Genomic DNA, 17,264 nt, shown 5'->3' with positions numbered 1-17,264 from the left:
TGCATATTCATTTGATTGTTGTATCTATCTATTCGGTTTATTTAGGTTAATAATTTGTTGCAACTTCTCTTGGGTGGTGATAGTTTGTTCCAATTCAAAGAGGGCGGAGTCCCTTTATTGCAGTGACTAAAACACAGGGAGTAGGGCGCATGAATGATGTACCAGCGCTAGATATTAAAGACCTGCACAAAACCTTCGGACAAAATGAAGTATTAAAGGGCATTTCACTTTCTGCCCATAAAGGCGATGTTATCTCCATCATTGGCTCTTCCGGTTCAGGTAAGAGTACCTTCCTAAGATGTATCAACTTATTAGAGACACCAACTGCCGGCGAAATTTGGGTAAACGGCGAACTTATCCAAATGAAGAACAACCGCGCAGGGGAGTCTGTCCCAGCAAATGAAAAGCAAGTTCAGCGTATTCGTTCACGTTTAGCTATGGTATTTCAGGGCTTTAACTTATGGTCGCATTTAACGGTTTTAGAAAATGTGATTGAAGCGCCCGTGCACGTACTTGGTGTACCTAAGGCGCAAGCGATTGAAAATGCGGAAGTACTGTTGAAGAAAGTTGGGTTATACGAACGCAAAGACTACTACCCAGGACACCTGTCCGGAGGTCAGCAACAACGCGCTGCAATCGCTCGTGCTTTGGCCGTTGATCCAGAGGTTATGTTGTTTGATGAGCCTACCTCTGCACTTGACCCTGAACTCGTTGGTGAAGTGTTAGGGGTAATGAGAGACCTGGCCGAGGAAGGACGCACCATGTTAGTTGTCACGCATGAAATGGCTTTTGCGCGTGATGTATCTAACCATGTGATGTTTTTGCATCAAGGTTTAGTGGAAGAACAGGGAGATCCAGCTAAGCTTTTTACGAATCCAGATTCGGAGCGATTACAGCAATTTATCTCTTCTATCTACTAATATTTCTTTGGGTGGCAGCTTTTTGCCTCCTAAACAAGCACAACAAACAAAACCAAATAAAATAGCAATCACAGGAGTATGGAAATGAAAAAGTGGTTATTGGCAGCAACGCTTGCTGCAACAGCAGTGTCTGGTGTCGCCCAAGCGAAAGAATGGAAAACAGTTCGTTTTGGGATTGAGGGTGCTTATCCTCCGTTTAGCTGGACTGAAACGGATGGCTCCTTAAAGGGGTTCGATGTTGATATGGCGAATGCGCTTTGTGAAGAGATGCAAGTGAAGTGTCAAATCGTTGCTCAAGATTGGGATGGCATCATTCCTTCGTTACTTGCTCGTAAGTATGACGCGATCATTGCTGCAATGTCTATCACCGAAGAGCGTAAGAAGAAAGTCGACTTTACAGGTAAGTACGCACTCATTCCAAACAAATTCATTGCTAAAAAAGGTGCGGGTTTAGACTTCGACAACCTTGATGGTCAAAAAATTGCGGTACAACGCGCGACAACGCATGACAAGTATCTGACAGATAACTACGGCGATAAAGTTGAAATCGTACGTTACGGTTCGTTTGATGAAGCATACCTAGATCTTGCAAATGGCCGTGTCGCTGCAGTACTTGGTGATGCTTCAGCTCTTGAAGAAGGTGTACTAAATAAGGCGGGTGGTGAGGCTTACGAGTTTGTTGGCCCTTCTCTAACTGACCCTAAATGGTTTGGTGATGGCTTCGGGATTGCGGTTCGTAAGCAAGACAAAGATCTCACTAAAAAGTTAGATGCGGCAATCTTATCTCTGCGTGAAAAAGGTGTTTATCAAGAAATCGCAGGTAAGTACTTCAACTACGATGTTTACGGTAAATAAGCCGTAACTAAGCGGCCGTTGGCTTGTTCCTAGAAGTAACCAACGGCCGATTTTTGAGTTTAGGGATTAGGAACTCACCTATGCTGGATTTACAAGGATATGAAGCCTCGATACTAAAAGGGGCTCTAGTAACCATCGAAGTCGCAATACTCTCATTGTTGCTTGCTGTCATTTTAGGCATGCTTGGGGCACTTGCGAAATTAGCGCCCTATAAATGGGCAAGAGCTATTGCAACACTCTACACCACCATTATTCGTGGCATTCCTGACTTAGTCTTGATGATGCTTATCTTCTTTGGTGGCCAAATTCTACTGAATAACAGCCTTTATTCGATCAATGAAACGCTCAACGAGTGGTTTACCGCAAGCAACCCTGAACATGAATGGACTGCTTACCTCCCTGATTACATCGATGTGAGCCCATTTATTGCTGGTGTACTGACCATCGGTTTTATCTTTGGTGCGTATATGGCGGAAACTTTCCGTGGTGCGATCATGGCTGTCGATAAAGGTGAGTTGGAAGCGGCAAAAGCCTACGGAATGAGTTCTTTTATGTCGTTTAGAAGAATTCTATTACCTCAAATGATTCGACACGCGTTACCCGGGTTTGGTAATAACTGGTTGGTATTACTCAAGACTACCGCTCTTGTTTCAATCATTGGATTGGAAGATATGGTGCGTATTAGTTCACTTGCCGCTGGTACAACAAAGATGCCATTCACTTTTTACATGGCTGTCGCGATCATCTTCTTATTCTTCACCAGTGTATCAACCGGTCTACTTAAGCTTGTTGAACGCAAATTCAGTATTCATGCGAGGTAGATAATGGACTTTTCATTGATCATTGAAAGCTTCCCTGTCTACTTAGATGGATTGTGGACAACGGTATGGCTGGTGGCATTAGCTCTGGTGATCGGGCTCTGTGTATCGATTCCCTTAGCTATAGCGCGCAATAGCACGAATTACGCATTAAGTTTGCCGTCATGGGCGTTCATTTACTTTTTCCGCGGTACGCCGTTGTTGGTGCAGCTTTATCTCATTTACTACGGCATGGACCAATTCTTTCCTGTGAAAGACACACTTTGGGAACATGCTTGGTTCTGTGCCTTGGTGGCTTTCGTTCTTAATACTTCGGCTTACACGGCGGAAATTATTCGTGGTGCGATCAATGGTTTACCAAAGGGCGAAGTAGAAGCAGCAAAAGCATACGGCATGAGCAAGTTTATGACTTATCGTCGCATCATCTTGCCAAGCGCATTACGCCGTGCTTTACCTGCATATTCGAATGAAGTGATCTTTATGCTGCACGGCAGTGCAGTCGCTGGGATCATCACTATTATGGATTTGACAGGCGCAGCTCGACTTGTGAACTCTCGTTACTATGCACCATTTGAGTCATTCCTGACGGCTGGTCTCTTCTACATGGGATTAACGTTCATTATTTTGTGGTGTTTCAAAATCGCAGAGAAGCGCTTCTTGGCATATCTAAGGCCATTAAGCTAAGGCGTTTTTATAGATATCTAAAAGAAAGAGCGCCGATTGGCGCTCTTTTTGGGTAGATGAAGGGCGAGTGAGTTTACCTATACAAATTGGAAATCACCGTCAAAGGCTGCGTCGGTATAAATGACGACTTCTTTACCACCTTTTGTAAAGGTATAGGCCGTTAAGACATCTGAGCCTGATAACCCTAAGGAATCAATCATGCCTTGGTCTAGCTTGTAATCTGATGACGCCATAAGGTCCGCCACCGTCATAGTCACACCATCATCGGGATCGCCTTGAGTATCGCTTTCTAGGCTCCAATTATTGCTTTCGTCCAACTTGATGTCTTCAACGCCAAGGGCAAAGAACTCTGATTGACCATCATCTTTACTCTTACTATTGTCGCTAGCTCCACCTTGATGGTACGCCTTGCCAAGGGTCAAGGTAACAGAATCTTGGTCACTACTTGTACCTATTACCGCTTCAATACCTTTAATGTTGTCTGCATCTTGACCTTTAGACATATCGATATCGATAGGGCCGTCTTTCTCATTGGCGACAAGAACATCGAACCCTTTTCCGCCTCTGATTAGTGTATCATCTGCGTCGTAAGCGATCGTATCGTTGCCTTTACCACCTCGAACTTCGTCGGCACCACTACCACCGATGATCACATCATCGCCTTTGCCGCCTTTAAGTACATCAACGCCTGCACCACCGTCTAGCCAGTCGTCACCTCGACCGCCTTTGAGAAGTTCAGGTTCTGCTATGGTAGTGACGTTATGGATCACGTCGTTGAAGTCATCATCGTTAGTTGAAAGGTCAGTGTTATCATTCCATTCGAATAAGGAGGTTCCATCCCCCATAGGAGTGACTTGCGCATGGACTGGGAGACCCAATTCAAATGCAGCTTCACCGAGTAATTGCGCATCTAGATCGAATTCTGAAACATCAATAAATCCCTCAGATTCAATACCGTTATCGGCACCGTCAGGGACCACGAAGAACCCCAACTTACAAGCATCTCCCCCCATCATTTCTTTCGATATTGAGGTGTTCATTTCATCAGGCTGTTTTACATTTGACCAAAGAATGCCGACATTCAAGACTTCACCGCTTGAGTCTGCGGTGTAGAAACCAAGGGAGTTATTGAACCCTGCATTGGACCCGATGAGTTCAACGTCGAACGTTCCGTTGAACTGGCTGATATCATACATACCATCAGATGGCGTCGGCAGTATTTCGTTATTGTCACCGCCGAGTAAGACATCATCACCACGCCCGCCATATAGCATGTCGGTACCGTCGCCAGTGAGCCCAAGTGTTTCTAATGATGTGACAAAATAGTCACTTGAGTCTTCTTTCTCTCCCCCTTTACTGAATTGTTCACCTGCGGCAGAGAACTGAATTTCATCAAAGGCTTTGAAGCCAGTATCGTTTGGACCAATACTAAACTCACCGCTATTGTTGCTATCAGTAGAAAGCACTTTAGTATTTTCTAGTGTCATGCCCGCAGCGGCGTAGTGGGCTAGGGTATCTGCGTCAGGTTCATTTGCGCTAAAAAATCCACTTGCGACTTCAATGCCATCTCGAAATGCAGTCCAGATACCAATTTCGTCCACATCATCATCTTCTCCACGACCTTCATTGGCATAAAGATTTGAGATCCCGACGGTGGCGGCCATAGTATGTTCATCTAAGCAAACAGAAAGCATTTCGGAGCCAACTGCATCGCCAGGTTCCGAATCTCCGTCATCGTAGCTATACCCAATTTGTGCATCTTTACCACTTTCATCCGTGCCTTCGACCCCATACTTACTGCCTTGTTGGGTCGTGTTTCCTTCAGAGCCATCAGGGTTGTATGCTGTGGCGTTATCAAGACCTAAATCCTCTCCCTCAGGAGTCTGTGCTGAGTCAAGATCGAGTTCAAAGTTACCTGTTTGCTCATTGAAAGAGAGGGCATCGAAATTGTCACCAATGAGCACATCAGCCCCTTTGTTACCGCGAATAAGATCATCTCCCGGCATCGAGCTATTATCGACGTTGTCTCCGTCTCTAGGAGTACCATCACCAATCAACACATCGTTGGCCTGGTATTGATGAAGAGCGACGTTATCGAGCAGGGAACCAAGAGAATCTTCATTACCATCGGCCATAAACGAAATGGTATGCTCGCCAGCGCCTAGATCTAGATCTAGATTGACCGTTTCCCAGCCATCGTTGTTGTATGTTCCAACAACTTCACCGTCAATGAGGACTTTTAGCCCATTTGTATCTGTATTATCGGTACGGTTGGTGTGATCAAAAGAGAGTTTGAATGTACCTGCAGTATCAACAGTGAAGGTTTGACTAACGGTAGAGTTGGTAACGGTATTGTCCCCGTCTTTGTGAGAATCAAGTTCTAACACGTTTCCTCGTGCGGGATCTTTGTTATCTCCATAGCCACCACCATTTTGGATTTCGATTAGACCTTCGGTCGCTTCCCATCCACCGTAGCTAGAGTAGGTTTGCCAGCCGCCATGATCGACGACAGGACTATCACCTACATCATCATCAAAATTGCCATCGGCTAATAAATTGGTATCATCCGTTTTAGCTCGACGATCACCATAAATAATATCGTTGTTGCCACCGCCTTCGACATAGTCGTTACCAGAACCAGCAACAATGATGTCGTCAACGCAGCCCACTTTTTCAACATCGCCTTCGCGCGCTAAGTTAATGTTAGGGTTTTCTCCGGCTTCGTCTTTTGCATTTATGGTGTGATTCCACGATTCAATGACATCATTGCCATCTCCAGATTTGATCGCTTCTGAACCTCTACCGCCAGCGATAAAGTCATCACCATCACCCGTTTTAACGATATCATCACCTTTACCTGCACGCACTTCCAGGTCTGCACCTGAATTGTCTTCAAGGTGATTATCTACATCCCTTGACACTCCATCTTGAGTAGGGCCATCAACTAAGGTACCAACCTGTGCATTGGTCTCTGTTACAGAAACTTCTTCCGCCATTGTTTCATCCTCATATATCGCGAGATACATAGAGGCAGCCCAGCCATCTCAGTCCCGTTTGAGATCTGTAGCTTTCCGTCCCCACTTCGCAGTAGGTTTGGCTTTGTCATCCGTTATGTTATTAATCAATTAATTAGCCAGTAACGTCGAGGGATTATGATTTTATGAATAAGTCTTACATTTCTCGCATTGCCTTATATGAGGCAACGGCGAGAGGATTGAGCAAATAATTGAGTGGGGTTTGTTCATCAATTAGAATCATGACTTCCGCAGGCATGCCTGGGTAGAGCGAAACTGATTCCCCTAATTCAGCTAACATGTTTGCATCTAGTGACACGCGAGCGAGGTAGGCTGAAGAGCCTGTCGCTTGGTCGCTGATGCGGTCAGCAGAAATATGTATAAGCTTGCCTTCTATAGGTGGCGTTTTTCTAAAGCTGAATGCGGTTAAGCGTACTTGAGTCGCTTGTCCAATATGAAGCGCTTCAATATCTTCGGGTTTTACCAAGGCTTCCACAATGAGTTCGTCCTCTTGTGGGACGATTTCCATGAGCGTGTCGCCTGGAGCAATAATCGCATGTTGACCGACAACATTGAGGCCAACGACAACACCGCCTTGTGGCGCTCTGATTTCGACACGTTTGAGTACATCATTCGCGTTTATCATTGCCTCTCTTGTCTCATTGAGTTTTCGTTCAAGCTCCTGAACTTCTTCACCTAAGGTTTTGGCGTAATTGAACTCCGCATTGGCTAATTCCATTTTCGCTTCCGCAACAAAGCCTTTTGCTCGTCCAATTTGGGCACTGAGGTCGGCAATTTGTCCTTCAAGTTGTGAGTGCTCTCGTTGGAGATCGAGGTAACGTGATTTTGATGTATTGCCGGAGGTGAGCAGCTTTTTATGCATAGCGACCTGTTCTGCAAGATAGCGCAAACTTTCTTTGCCGGCTTGATATCGCTTTTGTAGGCCGAACATGTCTAATCTAGCTTGCTCAATCTTTTCTGCCAGAATGTTATTTTCTCCATCCCTTAATGAGCGGCGTTTTTCGTATAAAGCTTGCTGAGTACGAATGATTGATTGAATTTCTTTGGAGTGATTTCGAGAAAGTAAGCGTGTATCGAATTGAATTTCAGGATGATCAGCGAGCTCGGACTGAAGTCGGTTTAAGCGAGCAAGATCGCTTTCCCACTGAGCTCTTAGTCGATTCAAGCTGGCTTGAGCCTGTGTCGCACTCAAAGTAATCAACAAATCATTTGTTCTGACCTTATCCCCATCTTTTACATGAACGCTCTCGATAATCCCACCTTCTAGGTGCTGAACGGGTTTTCGCTTTGATTCGACGATAACAACGCCGGGAGCTATCGCTGCCGAACTCAGAGGTGACAAACTTGCCCATGCAATGAAGCCGCCGATCATGACGAGTAATACGAGCAGAGAAGTGATGACCACTGGCTTGGTAGTAAAAGAGAGTTTACGACCATCTTCGAAATCGATGCCATGTTGGTTAAGTGTGGTCTTACTCATTGGAAGCCTCTGATTGAGTTTGCGTTCTTGAACGCACATCCATCATCGAGCGGAGAACCTTGCTTGCTTCCCCGGCTCTCGCAATCTGACCTTTATTGATTTCAACCACCCAATCGACATGGCGCAGCAAGTGTGGCTGGTGGGTGATCATTACGACGGAAATGCCTTCTTCTCTGCATGTTGCGAGGAGGGTTGTGAGGTACTCTTCCCCTTCTTTATCCATGTGAGAGTTGGGTTCGTCTAAGACCAAGAGTTTGGGTTTAAAGCACAATGCTCGTGCTAAGGCGAGCTTTTGGGCTTGCCCGCCAGATAATTGATGTCCACCATCACCAATCAAGGTTTCATAACTGTTTGGAAATTGAAGAATCGTCTCGTGTACACCAGCGCGAATGGCGGCTTTAATGATTTGAGAGTCACTGATCTCTGTGTCGAAATGGGCAATATTTTCTTTCACGCTGCCTTGGACAAACTGAATATTCTGTGGGAGGTAACCTACGGTATGTTTGAATTGTGTCTTCTCCCAGTGGGTGACATCTAAGCCATCGATAGACACCTTGCCTGATGTCGGTTTGTGTATTCCCATTATTAATTTGCAAAGGCTGGTTTTTCCAGAGCCGCTTGCCCCGATGATTGCAACACGGTTTCCAGCCTCTAGCCTAAGTTTCAGCTGTTTGAGGATCGCTTCGCTTTTGTGATTCTCTGGTGACCAAGTCACGTTTTCAAAGCGTAATTCTCCGGTGATTTGGGGGAGCGTTGTACGTTCAAGCTCTATTTTTGATTGGCTTACAACCGCTTTTATGCGTTTGGCTGCGGCTAACCCCGTCTTCCAGCCTTGAAACCCAGAGGTTAGCTGCTCTATTGGTTGGAGCGCTCTCGCCATAAGAATTGACCCAGCAATCATTCCGCCCGCACTCATTGAATTTTGAATTACAAGAAACGCGCCTGTTCCCATAATGCCAATTTGTAGCGTCATGCGGACAAGTTTGGCGAGAGATGTCAGGTTAATAGATGCGAGGTCTACTTTGTTTCTGAACCACAACTTTTCAGCAAGGACAGGCTGAAATTTGTTAAATGTTCCATCGGCTGCTTGTTGAGAGAACAGGGTTTCTTGTTTGTTGAATAGCTCATCGACTTTTCGATTTGCAGCAATTTGGGTAGCGTAAGATGCGTCAAATAATTTCTTTTTCGCGTAGAAAGAGAGTAGTGCGACCATTAATACACAGATAACAGCAATCAAACCAACCAATCCGATAATAGGGTGGAGCATAAACATGACCAGAAGGAACAATGGCGTCCAAGGCAGATCGAAAGCAACAAAAAAACCGGGTGACATGAGAAGAGCTCGTATCTCATTTATGTCGTTAAACACGTAACGTGTCTTCGTGTCGTAATGTTGACCGCACAGTTGGTATAACCATTGAGCACTTTCCGATTCAAACTGAAGGGCTTTTCTTTGGGTGTATTTTTGTCTTAAGGTTTCAAGCAATGCCTGTGAAATCAACAGAAACAGAGCGATAGCAGTAAGTAGCAATAGTGTATCTGTACTTCTACTCGACAATACACGGTCGAACAATTGAAGACTGTAGATTGGAACAACTAGCATCAAAGCATTAATTACGGCGCTCACCAGTGTCATTGGGCCTAATGCTTTAAATGTAAAAGGAGACAAGTTGCTCCAACTTTTTTGAACCATACTTCCCTTACTCCATGAACTAAAGAAGTAGTAATGAGTATAGAAAGTGAATGTTCGAGAAATGCCTCAAAATTGAGACGAGGAAGGAAAGCGAAAAATGAACTAAGAGGAGGGTAAGTCGGGGCTAATCACGATAAGTTGGCAAGATGATTAGCCCTTTAAAGCTATCTATTTGAAAGTAGACCAAATAGGAGCATGGTCTGACGGTTTCTCGATGCCACGCAGTTCGTAATCAACATCGGACTCAACACATTTTTGTGCAAGCGATGGCGTCGCAAGAATCACATCAATACGTAGACCTCGATTATCGTCAAAGCCGCGAGATCGATAATCAAACCAAGAGAAACGGTCATCCACTTCTGGGTGCAGGTTACGGAAAGTATCTTCGAATCCCCAATCCATTAGCGTCTTCAACCACTCGCGCTCTTCCGGTTGGAATGAGCATTTACCAGTCTTCAACCAGCGTTTACGGTTCGGCTCGCCGATGCCGATATCTGCATCAATCGGACTGATGTTGATGTCTCCCATTACAATCAGTTGTTCATCATTTGTATGGTGATCATTTAGGTAGGTCATCAGATCTTTGTAGAACTGGCGTTTGTATGGATATTTGGTCTCATGAGCGATGTTGTCGCCTTGAGGGAAGTAACCGTTTAACACAGTGACCTTTTCACCACTCTCATCTTCAAACGTCGCCATGATCATGCGCTTTTGGTGTTCTTCGTTATCGGTAGGGAACCCTTTTTGCACATTGATTGGTTCTTGTTTACATAGCATCGCGACACCGTAGTGTGCTTTTTGCCCATGAAAGTAAACTTTATAACCCATGGCTTCGACATCTTCGATTGGAAAAGCTTCGTCGTGCACTTTGATTTCTTGAAGACCAATGACATCGGGTTGGTGCTTATCGATAATGGCTTGGAGCTGATGCAGACGAGCACGAAGTCCATTGATGTTAAAGCTAATTACTTTCATTTTCTATCCTTCTGAAGGGCGTATTTGTGCTTGATTTTACCATTGGCGGCATAGGCTGGAAACGTCGAAAGTAAATAAGAACAGTTATTTGTTACTGAGTTTGTTCTCTAGGTCATTCTGTACGATTTTAATTGCTTTTAATGCAGTTTCAGGTTCGATTTCATTCGACTCTAACAAGTAAATCAAATCGACGGCTAACTTCACCTCTTCTGGGGCATCATCGAGCGGAGATTTTGGTTGGTCAGTCATTACTGGTTCTTTTCCCTGTGAGTGATTTGATTTTCTAACTTAAGCAGCGCTGCTTCGCATCGTTCTAATCGTTGTTCTGTTGCTAAAAGTACTTTCTGCGCTTCAGCACGAGCAAAGCTTGGGGAAAACTCAACAGCTCTCTCTTTCTCCAGCACCATTTCTCGTAATCGACGAGCCCACTCTTGGTGTTGAGCTAGTTCTTGATACAAGACATTAATTGGCTTTCTAAAGTGACTGCTGTGTTTTACTTCGTTTTTGCGAATTTTTGTGGTGGAAATTTCACGCTGAATTGCGCCAATTTGCGCGACTAATCTTTCAGTTAAGTACTCTGCTCGTAATGCCGTGAGCTTTTGCTCCTTTTGCTCGCGTACAATCGAATCAAGTGTTGCTGTTGCTTCTTTTACACAGGGTACGAGTAGCCGAGAGCGGCAGTGGAACAAACGCTCATCAAACAAAGGAACATGGTGTTCTCCACGCTGACGGTCAAGCATTGCAGCCTGTTTAGACATTTGTTCTAGATGTTCTGAAAGCTGGCTGATGTTCATGTTAATCCTACAAACCATGCATCGTAAGCGAGTTTAATGGCAAGCACGCTAACAACGGTAACAAAGACCGGACGTATGAACTTAGCACCAAAGTGGATTGCTGAATGCGCGCCAACAAAAGCACCAGCCATTAAACAGACGCCCATTGTTAAGCCTAGTACCCAGTTGATGTGTCCTAATACGGCAAATGTAACCAATGAAGTAAAGTTACTGGTAAAGTTCATTGCTTTAGCCAAACCAGACGCAAGCAAGATATTGAGTCGGTATAAGGCCATGGAACTCACCGTCCAAAAAGCCCCAGTTCCTGGCCCCGCTAAACCATCATAAAAGCCTATCGATAAGCCTTGCATATACTGCTTTTTATTTAGCATCGGACAAGGTTCGGGAGTTGGGCTTTGATGAGTCGACTGTGGTGGTTTATGGAAAACAGTATACATCGCAGCAGCGAGAATGATCAGCGGCAGCGCTTTCTCTAACCATTCTGTACTAATTGCATCAACAAATAGCGTTCCTAGTGTTGCACCAACAAGAGTGGCAACAAACGCTCTGCCCCAGCACTGGGGCTTAAAAAGACGTTTCTTATAGTAAGTATAGGCCGCCGTCGAAGAGGCAAAAGAGGCAGCTAACTTATTGGTGCCCAATGCGATGTGGGGAGGCAGCCCTAACGACAGTAACGCGGGAACAGTCAGCATACCACCACCGCCAGCAACAGCATCGATAAATCCAGCAACAAAAGCGACTAGCGCCAACACCAACAGCATGGTTGGCTCAATCATTTCCATAAATAGTTATTCTTTTAATATTCTATTTTGCGTTTAAACGGAGGAAGCGAATCAATCAGAGCTTGTCCGTAGCGTTTTGTTATCAAGCGTCTGTCGAGGATGGTCACTCTACCAGAATCTCGTTCTTTGCGCAGTAATCGACCAACGCTTTGGATCAGCTTTTTACTTGCATCTGGAACCGTGATTTGCATAAACGGGTTACCACCCTTTTTCTCGATGTACTCCGAGTGTGCTTGTTCAACTGGAGAAGTAGGGACCCCAAATGGAATTTTTGTGATAATGAGGTTTTCCAATAGCTCTCCAGGTAAATCAAGGCCTTCAGAAAAGCTGCCTGTACCAAAAAGGATGCTGGTTTTCTGCTTATCAATGAGCCTTTTATGTTTTTTTAGAATTTCTGTTCGTGAACTTTCGCCTTGAACTTGCAACGCCCAACCTCGTTTTATGAAACCAGCATTGAGTGCATCAGCAACTTGGTTCATCTGCCAATAAGAGGAGAATAATACCAAGTTCGCTTTATTGTCTTCTAAATACTTAGGCAAAATTTCAATAAGATATTCAGTAAACTGCGGTGCCTGCGGTTCATACTTCATTGCTGGTATCAGCAGTTCGGCTTGATTTTGATAATCGAAAGGAGACGCCAGTGCCAAAAACTGTGTTCCTGAGTCCGGTTTGGCGTCAACGCCCACTTGATGGCAAAAGTAATTAAATGAGTTTAGTGCTCGCATAGTGGCAGAAACTAATACGGCGCCGATGCAACGACTCCAGATTTGTTGGTCTAGTTGCCATCCAATTTCCAACGGGGAAACGCTGACAATAAAATCGCCTTCACGATCTGGGTGTTTTTCTAACCAGCGTGCAAGAGGTGCACCTTTGTCTCGGCTTGGCTCGGCCATTAAACGCCAGACTTGAGCTAGGTTTTCCAAACGTTGGATGTAAAACCCTAACTCAGCCAAAGCTGGTTCCGCCAATCTTGATGAAAGTTCGCCATCTTTAACGCGCTCAGCTATTAGATCGGCGATCTTTGCGACGCTTTGGTTTGCCTTTTTGCTTAGTTGTTTTAAATCTTTTGATTGATTTTCCAACCAAGTCGGTAGCTCACCATGTTCAAAACGGTATATCCCTTCCTCAAACTGGGCTGGATCAAACTGTTTAGTCAGTTGGGTCAACGCAGGAATCAGTTCCTGTACGGATTCTTGTAGATCATTACGGAATCGACCAACACGTTTTTCATCTGTTAACGAAGAAAATTTGGTGATTGACTGGTTGAGCTTTTCTAACCAAGCAGCTGCACCTTTTAAACTGGCTGACGCAGAAGCGTGATCGCGAGCGACATGAGGTAGATGATGAGCTTCGTCAAACACGTAAATTGTGTTTTCTGGCTCAGGGAGGATCACTCCACCACCCAAATCTGCATCGGCCATTACGAGTGAATGATTGGCGATAATGACGTCATTTTTATCCAACTCTGCTCGAGCTTTTTGAAAAGGGCAGCCTCGGTGTGCTGGTAAGCTGTTGTTACAGCTGTGCTTATCACTGACAATAAGTTGCCATAACTGATCATCTATTGGTTTCGGCCAAGAGTCTCGGTCGCCATCCCACTTCCCTTGAGCGAGGGAGCGATACATGGTTTCCAGTAGCTCAATATCTTTCTTCTTCGGTTTAGTTTCAAACATCGCTAACTGGCCGCCATCGACACCACTTGCCGTCGCGAGTTTTTCAGCACAACAATAACGCTGTCGGCCTTTTGCAAGAATAAAAGAAAACTCTCGATCGGTGATACGACGAAAAAGAGGCAGGTCTTTATTCACCAACTGTTCTTGTAGAGCGACGGTGGCTGTTGAGATCACTACTTTACGATTGTTATAAACCGCCACAGGAATCGCTGCCATCAGATAAGAGAGTGATTTACCGATGCCAGTACCAGCTTCTGCAATCAACATGCGATTTGACTTGTGGTATTGCCCGCATAGCGTTTTCGCAATTTCTGCAACTAAGTAGTTTTGTGCTCTTCGTGGAACAAAATTATCAAGCTGCGCTTGTAAGTTTTGGTAACTGGTGCGAATCGATTTTTGAATGTTACTGGTTAGCATACGGGCCTCAAATGCGTTGGAGGCGCATAGTAGCACACATCACTAGTTGTACTGTAGTTCACAAAACGGAATGCTTTTATGATAAATATCGATCTTGTTCACAAAAAAATATTGAACCTAAACTAAATGAAAATAATTTCATTAGTCGAAAAATATAAAACTTCAAAAATGATACCTTTGCAGTGTTTTATTCTTAAGTTTATTGTTGTATGGCAATTGAAAGGTGTTTTCTATTTGTTATTAATGAATTACTAAATTAAGAAAAATCAAGTTCATTGTTTAGAACTTCATCGAATATTTTAAATGTAAATGCACAAGGCCTTGTATTTAAAGGTTATTTTTGTTTTTTGATAAAACTATTTAGAAAATTTGACAGTCAGAATAATCTTTTGCACTCTAGTGCCCAGATTTTGTAGGTAAAGCATTGTTACGTTTCGATAACAAGCTACCTCAAAAATATAAAAAAAGGGAATCGGACAAGGATATCCCGAACTAAGAAAAGGCAGTGGATTAAATATGAAAAAGACTCTTTTAGCACTAGCGGTTGCTGCTACAGCAACTACTGTGAATGCGGCTGAAGTATTCAAATCTGACGAAGGTTCTGTAGATTTCTACGGTCAGCTACGTCCAACTCTTCTATTCCTAGACAGCACAGACCACACTGCAGAGCTAAACACTAGCTCTTCACGTATGGGTGTAAACGGTGTTTACGTTGTAAACGATAGCCTAAAAGTTCTAGGTGAAGTTGAAATCGGTGTAGCTCTAGGTGATAACTACGGCGCTGGTGCTGATTCAAGTGAGCGTACTGACGACACTGTATTCGTTCGTCGCCACATCTTCGGTTTCGACATGGGCGAAATGGGTACTATCCGCTTCGGTAAAGAAGGTACTTTCGCTGATGACGTTTACGGTGCGGATTACTCTTACTTCTTCGGTGGTACTGCTCTTCTTTACGGACACGAGTGGAACAACGACTCTCAAATTAAATACGCATTCGAAAACGACGCATTCTGGCTAAAAGCGGGTTACGCTCTAGGCGAGAAAGACAAGAACGAAGAAGTTCGTGAAGTATTCGTAGGTAAGTCTTTCGGTGACCTATCTATGCACGCTGGTATCCTTTCTTCTGTAAACAAGATTGCAGTAAACAACGTTGCTCACGATACTGAAAACCTATCTTTTGAAGTAACTGGTGAGTACGCTCTAGGCGAGCACACTCTAGGTGCAACTTACTACTACAACGAAGATGAAAACAAAGTTTCAAACGAAACTGTTGATTCTCACGGTATCTCTCTAGCAGGTATGTTTGCAGTAGCTCCTAAGACAACTCTTTACTCTGGTTACGAGCTAGTAATGTCTTCTTCTGACCAAGCTGGTACTGTAGACGGTGATGATTCACGTTTCTACGCTGGTGTTGAGTACAAGTTCTCTAAATGGGCTCGCGTATTCGTTGAAGGCGCATACGTATTTGAAGAAACTTCAACTGACAACGTGAAGACAGACAGCAAAACTGACTTCGGTGTTGGTGCACGTTTCTACTGGTAATCAAAACCCAGTTTGATATTGTAAGACCCAGCTTTATGCTGGGTCTTTTACTATTGGAGATAAGGATTTAATTTCTATGCAGTTATCATTAAAAGTGGCAATCACACTTTCTGTTCTAGCCAGTACAAACTTATATGCTGCAACGACCTTGGTGGTTCCTGAAGACGTAAAATTACTTGCGGTAAATATGGAGAAGCCAAAGTTGGAGGGTGGTTTGTTTTCGGATGAGAAAACAATAGAGATTCCTGACGGTACCAACCAAATTGTCTTCAAGTATCAACCAGAATTTGAGATTGGTGATGATATCAAAGGGGTTTATGGCGACGCCATTATTGCCAAGTTTGATGTAAAAGACGAAGAACTGAAATTTGAACTACCAAAGTTCAAAACCTACCGCCAAGCACAAACCAACATCTCTCCTTTAGAGTGGCAACTACTAGACTCTAAAGGCCAGCCCATCGATCTTGTTGAAGACGTTCTTGAGTCCGATGGCGTTCAAATTGGTCGTAACTATGCTCAGGAAGCTCGCAACTATAATATTGCAGGCGGTGTCGCTGGGGTTGCTGTGACATATGTGACAGTAAACCAACACAGCCAAGCTGTTACAGGCGTAGAGCCTAAAGCGGTTGCGGTAGTCGACACGAAATCTGCGACTGCACAAGACAGCCAAATGGTTGATCTACTTAAGACGATGTACCAAAAGGCCACTCCACAAGAAAAAGAAACCTTTAAAAAGTGGGTTGCTCAACAATAATCGTTATTAGTGACGATAAAAACTAAAAAAGCAGACAAAAGTCTGCTTTTATGTTTTTTGATGTTTATTGTTAGAGCGTTATTTCTTTCCACTCGCCAGGTTTGAGGTTGTGTAACTCAATCCCTCCCATCGAGTAGCGTACGAGTCGCAGTGTCGGAAAACCGATATATGCAGTCATACGTCTTACCTGACGGTTTCTTCCTTCTATGATAGTAATCGCTAACCACGTGGTTGGAATGTTTGCTCGGAATCGGACTGGTGGAGTCCTATCCCAGATCTCTGGTTCAGGCATCACTTCAACTTTTGCTGGTAAGGTCATGCCATCTTTTAGCTCTACGCCTTTACGTAGCATCTCCAAGTCTTCTTCTTTAGGGGCTCCATCCACTTGTACCCAGTAAGTTTTTGGTGATTTTGATTGGGGCTGCGTCAACTTCGCTTGCAAAATGCCATCGTTTGTTAAGACCATCAATCCTTCGCTGTCTCGATCTAAGCGGCCTGCGGCATACACATTTTTCACTGGAATAAAGTCGGCTAGCGTTTTGCGACCATCTCCATCAGTGAACTGGCTCAACGTGTCATACGGCTTATTAAAAATGATCACTTTGCGATCTTCTAAGGCAATGCGTGGCTTAGATGTTTTTGAAGCGCGGGCAGGGCGATTTTGTCGATTTTTCGCTTGTCCATTTGAGTGGTTTGCTTTTCCAGAGCGTTTAAAATGACTCGTTTTCGATTGGTGAGTACCGCGACCTTTTTCATGACCCGAGCGAGATGACATGTTAACTACCTTGCAAAAATGTAAATGAACTGTGTTTGAAAGTTTTATGTTTTCTTGTTATCGGCTA

General features: G+C 44.2%; 15 protein-coding genes and 1 riboswitch. Of the genes, 6 read left to right on the top strand and 9 right to left on the bottom strand.

The window, feature by feature from the left end:
• Positions 1 to 149: 149 nt before the first annotated feature.
• The 4 genes from ITG12_RS05995 (at position 150) to ITG12_RS05980 (ending at position 3,277) form a co-directional block, all read left to right on the top strand.
• Positions 150 to 920, top strand: a complete 771-nt coding sequence (locus ITG12_RS05995; protein ID WP_038866706.1) for an ABC transporter ATP-binding protein — start codon at positions 150 to 152, stop codon at positions 918 to 920.
• 84 nt (positions 921 to 1,004) lie between these two features.
• Positions 1,005 to 1,775, top strand: a complete 771-nt coding sequence (locus ITG12_RS05990) for an ABC transporter substrate-binding protein (RefSeq protein WP_038866708.1) — start codon at positions 1,005 to 1,007, stop codon at positions 1,773 to 1,775.
• Positions 1,776 to 1,855: 80 nt separating this feature from the next.
• Positions 1,856 to 2,596, top strand: coding sequence for an ABC transporter permease (locus tag ITG12_RS05985; RefSeq protein WP_038866711.1), 741 nt, complete (start codon positions 1,856 to 1,858; stop codon positions 2,594 to 2,596).
• Positions 2,597 to 2,599: 3 nt separating this feature from the next.
• Positions 2,600 to 3,277 carry an ABC transporter permease gene (locus tag ITG12_RS05980; RefSeq protein ID WP_038866714.1) on the top strand — a complete coding sequence of 226 codons (678 nt, stop codon included), beginning with the start codon at positions 2,600 to 2,602 and terminating at the stop codon, positions 3,275 to 3,277.
• Between the two features lie 77 nt (positions 3,278 to 3,354).
• On the opposite strand, the gene ITG12_RS05975 is transcribed toward ITG12_RS05980, so the two are convergent.
• From ITG12_RS05975 to dinG, 8 genes are all read right to left on the bottom strand, one after another.
• Positions 3,355 to 6,273 carry a hypothetical protein gene (locus ITG12_RS05975; protein WP_248873834.1) on the bottom strand — a complete coding sequence of 973 codons (2,919 nt, stop codon included), beginning with the start codon at positions 6,271 to 6,273 and terminating at the stop codon, positions 3,355 to 3,357.
• 30 nt (positions 6,274 to 6,303) lie between these two features.
• A riboswitch (cyclic di-GMP riboswitch) is annotated at positions 6,304 to 6,385 on the bottom strand.
• Between the two features lie 63 nt (positions 6,386 to 6,448).
• A complete protein-coding gene (locus ITG12_RS05970; protein ID WP_248873833.1) occupies positions 6,449 to 7,792 on the bottom strand; it encodes an HlyD family type I secretion periplasmic adaptor subunit in 1,344 nt (447 codons plus the stop codon).
• Positions 7,785 to 9,278, bottom strand: coding sequence for an ATP-binding cassette domain-containing protein (locus tag ITG12_RS05965; RefSeq protein ID WP_248873832.1), 1,494 nt, complete (start codon positions 9,276 to 9,278; stop codon positions 7,785 to 7,787). The genes ITG12_RS05970 and ITG12_RS05965 overlap by 8 nt, the downstream gene beginning before the upstream one ends.
• A gap of 375 nt (positions 9,279 to 9,653) precedes the next feature.
• Positions 9,654 to 10,460, bottom strand: coding sequence for an exodeoxyribonuclease III (xthA, locus tag ITG12_RS05960; protein WP_038875944.1), 807 nt, complete (start codon positions 10,458 to 10,460; stop codon positions 9,654 to 9,656).
• 84 nt (positions 10,461 to 10,544) lie between these two features.
• Complete coding sequence (gene rsmS / locus ITG12_RS05955; RefSeq protein ID WP_038866726.1) at positions 10,545 to 10,709, bottom strand: pleiotropic regulatory protein RsmS; 165 nt, start codon at positions 10,707 to 10,709, stop codon at positions 10,545 to 10,547.
• Positions 10,709 to 11,254, bottom strand: coding sequence for a primosomal replication protein (locus ITG12_RS05950; protein WP_038866728.1), 546 nt, complete (start codon positions 11,252 to 11,254; stop codon positions 10,709 to 10,711). Before ITG12_RS05950 ends, rsmS begins: the two co-directional genes overlap by 1 nt.
• Entirely contained in the window at positions 11,251 to 12,036 is a 786-nt protein-coding gene (locus ITG12_RS05945; protein ID WP_038866730.1) for a TSUP family transporter, read from the bottom strand. The genes ITG12_RS05950 and ITG12_RS05945 overlap by 4 nt, the downstream gene beginning before the upstream one ends.
• A gap of 14 nt (positions 12,037 to 12,050) precedes the next feature.
• Positions 12,051 to 14,126 carry an ATP-dependent DNA helicase DinG gene (gene dinG, locus ITG12_RS05940; protein ID WP_038866732.1) on the bottom strand — a complete coding sequence of 692 codons (2,076 nt, stop codon included), beginning with the start codon at positions 14,124 to 14,126 and terminating at the stop codon, positions 12,051 to 12,053.
• Between the two features lie 516 nt (positions 14,127 to 14,642).
• On the opposite strand from dinG, the gene ITG12_RS05935 reads away from it, so the two are divergent.
• Complete coding sequence (locus tag ITG12_RS05935) at positions 14,643 to 15,668, top strand: porin (RefSeq protein ID WP_038896302.1); 1,026 nt, start codon at positions 14,643 to 14,645, stop codon at positions 15,666 to 15,668.
• A gap of 76 nt (positions 15,669 to 15,744) precedes the next feature.
• Positions 15,745 to 16,422, top strand: coding sequence for a DUF2057 family protein (locus ITG12_RS05930; RefSeq protein ID WP_038866735.1), 678 nt, complete (start codon positions 15,745 to 15,747; stop codon positions 16,420 to 16,422).
• Positions 16,423 to 16,492: 70 nt separating this feature from the next.
• Here the strand turns inward: ITG12_RS05930 and ITG12_RS05925 are convergent, their stop codons facing one another.
• Complete coding sequence (locus ITG12_RS05925) at positions 16,493 to 17,197, bottom strand: pseudouridine synthase (RefSeq protein WP_248873831.1); 705 nt, start codon at positions 17,195 to 17,197, stop codon at positions 16,493 to 16,495.
• Positions 17,198 to 17,264 lie beyond the last annotated feature (67 nt).

Origin of the sequence: Vibrio sp. ED002, from assembly GCF_023277445.1 — a bacterium.
GTDB classification, from domain to species: Bacteria; Pseudomonadota; Gammaproteobacteria; order Enterobacterales; family Vibrionaceae; genus Vibrio; species Vibrio jasicida.
This window is presented reverse-complemented; position numbering and strand designations above follow the sequence as displayed.

Bases quoted from the DNA above. Each gene is read 5' to 3' on its own strand.
- ITG12_RS05980 (WP_038866714.1), top strand. From the start codon at position 2,600: ATGGACTTTTCATTGATCATTGAAAGCTTCCCTGTCTACTTAGATGGA.
- ITG12_RS05975 (WP_248873834.1), bottom strand. From the start codon at position 6,273: ATGGCGGAAGAAGTTTCTGTAACAGAGACCAATGCACAGGTTGGTACC.
- ITG12_RS05930 (WP_038866735.1), top strand. From the start codon at position 15,745: ATGCAGTTATCATTAAAAGTGGCAATCACACTTTCTGTTCTAGCCAGT.
- ITG12_RS05950 (WP_038866728.1), bottom strand. From the start codon at position 11,254: ATGAACATCAGCCAGCTTTCAGAACATCTAGAACAAATGTCTAAACAG.
- rsmS (WP_038866726.1), bottom strand. From the start codon at position 10,709: ATGACTGACCAACCAAAATCTCCGCTCGATGATGCCCCAGAAGAGGTG.
- ITG12_RS05945 (WP_038866730.1), bottom strand. From the start codon at position 12,036: ATGGAAATGATTGAGCCAACCATGCTGTTGGTGTTGGCGCTAGTCGCT.
- ITG12_RS05935 (WP_038896302.1), top strand. From the start codon at position 14,643: ATGAAAAAGACTCTTTTAGCACTAGCGGTTGCTGCTACAGCAACTACT.
- ITG12_RS05970 (WP_248873833.1), bottom strand. From the start codon at position 7,792: ATGAGTAAGACCACACTTAACCAACATGGCATCGATTTCGAAGATGGT.
- ITG12_RS05985 (WP_038866711.1), top strand. From the start codon at position 1,856: ATGCTGGATTTACAAGGATATGAAGCCTCGATACTAAAAGGGGCTCTA.
- ITG12_RS05995 (WP_038866706.1), top strand. From the start codon at position 150: ATGAATGATGTACCAGCGCTAGATATTAAAGACCTGCACAAAACCTTC.
- ITG12_RS05925 (WP_248873831.1), bottom strand. From the start codon at position 17,197: ATGTCATCTCGCTCGGGTCATGAAAAAGGTCGCGGTACTCACCAATCG.
- dinG (WP_038866732.1), bottom strand. From the start codon at position 14,126: ATGCTAACCAGTAACATTCAAAAATCGATTCGCACCAGTTACCAAAAC.
- ITG12_RS05990 (WP_038866708.1), top strand. From the start codon at position 1,005: ATGAAAAAGTGGTTATTGGCAGCAACGCTTGCTGCAACAGCAGTGTCT.
- xthA (WP_038875944.1), bottom strand. From the start codon at position 10,460: ATGAAAGTAATTAGCTTTAACATCAATGGACTTCGTGCTCGTCTGCAT.